3 protein-coding genes are annotated in these 1,157 nt (G+C 54.9%); 2 read left to right on the forward strand and 1 reads right to left on the reverse strand.

What is annotated here, in order from left to right:
* Window positions 1-252 (reverse strand): hypothetical protein (locus KGL31_13240; GenBank protein ID MDE2322854.1); only part of this gene is annotated, 252 nt, incomplete at its 3' end.
* Window positions 253-493: 241 nt separating this feature from the next.
* Between KGL31_13240 and KGL31_13245 the strand changes: the two genes are divergently transcribed.
* Together KGL31_13245 and KGL31_13250 are read left to right on the forward strand one after the other, a co-directional pair.
* Window positions 494-787, forward strand: coding sequence for a BrnT family toxin (locus KGL31_13245; protein MDE2322855.1), 294 nt, complete (start codon window positions 494-496; stop codon window positions 785-787).
* Window positions 756-1,004: a hypothetical protein gene (locus KGL31_13250; protein ID MDE2322856.1), complete on the forward strand. Its 249-nt coding sequence runs from the start codon at window positions 756-758 to the stop codon at window positions 1,002-1,004. The genes KGL31_13245 and KGL31_13250 overlap by 32 nt, the downstream gene beginning before the upstream one ends.
* Window positions 1,005-1,157 lie beyond the last annotated feature (153 nt).

A 1,157-nucleotide genomic window follows, 5' to 3' on the forward strand; every position in this document is an offset into this window, starting at 1 on the left:
AGCCCGTGAGGCGAGGTCGCAAAGCTCAAGACCGTACTGATCCATCGCCAGGATAGCCATCCGGTGCGCGGCGTGCTCAGTAAGCCGTAATCGGCGATACTCTGCCCGCACCAGATCGGCAAATACGCCGCCACCCGGAATCATCAACACGTTGGTGGCGCCCTTCCACCACGCGATGGAATCGAGCAGCTTCCCCAGCCCGCCCCACCGGCCAAGACTTCCGCCCACCTTGATGACGACGTCGATCTTCATGATTCAGCCCTCAGCGCTTCAGCCGCGGACCGCGTATTAGGCATTTCAAATTGGATATTCCACGAATTGCATATTAGCCATTTGTTGGTTGTAATGAAACCGTATAGTGTACATCAAGTTATTTTTTCGTCTTGACCGTGTATAAAAATCTGTGCTGTACTTATCCGTCCGTCTAATTAACTGGTTCTCCCTTCGCGGCGGCTCATCCCCGCGTTCTCCTCAAATACAGCAAAGCTGAAGTATGATAGACTTCGAGTGGGACCCGACGAAAGCAATGGGGAATCTTCGAAAGCACGGTGTTGCTTTCAGGGAGGCGGCCACCGTCTTTCGAGACCCGCTGAGCATTACGGTGTACGACCCGGATCACTCAGAAGAGGAGGACCGGTACATCACCGTGGGGACCTCGATGGCGGGTCGATTTCTGATCGTTGCCCATACGGACCGTGGTACTCGAACCCGTATTATCAATGCACGAGAGTTAACCCGTGCGGAGCGTGAGGCTTATGAAAGCGAGATCCAAAGGCGAAAAGGCTAACGAACTTCGACCCGAATATGACCTTGGCAAGCTTCTCAAGGGCGGTATCCAAGGCAAGTACGCAGACCGGTATCAGGAAGGAACGAATCTCGTTCTGCTGACTCCCGACGTTGCAAAGGCGTTCCGGACCGACGAAGCCGTTAACGAGGCCCTTCGGCTGGTGATCCGGTTGAGGAACCTTCCAGGAGCCGGAAAGAAATCGGCAGCCAAGGCATAAATCGTAGAAGCAGAGGCGACTGATCCGCTATCGGGTACTACCGTGGGCTCACGCGTCGCAAGGTTCAGTCGCCATCCGCTTCGCCTGATCGCTCCTCTGCTACACTCTAAAGCAGCCCTTCATCCCTTCCACATATCCGACGTCCCAAATAGC

The organism is Candidatus Methylomirabilota bacterium (genome assembly GCA_028870115.1).
In the GTDB taxonomy this organism is placed as follows: domain Bacteria; phylum Methylomirabilota; class Methylomirabilia; order Methylomirabilales; family Methylomirabilaceae; genus Methylomirabilis.

Excerpts from the sequence above, each read along its gene's own strand:
- KGL31_13245 (MDE2322855.1), top strand. The coding sequence starts at position 494 with ATGATAGACTTCGAGTGGGACCCGACGAAAGCAATGGGGAATCTTCGA.
- KGL31_13250 (MDE2322856.1), top strand. The coding sequence starts at position 756 with ATGAAAGCGAGATCCAAAGGCGAAAAGGCTAACGAACTTCGACCCGAA.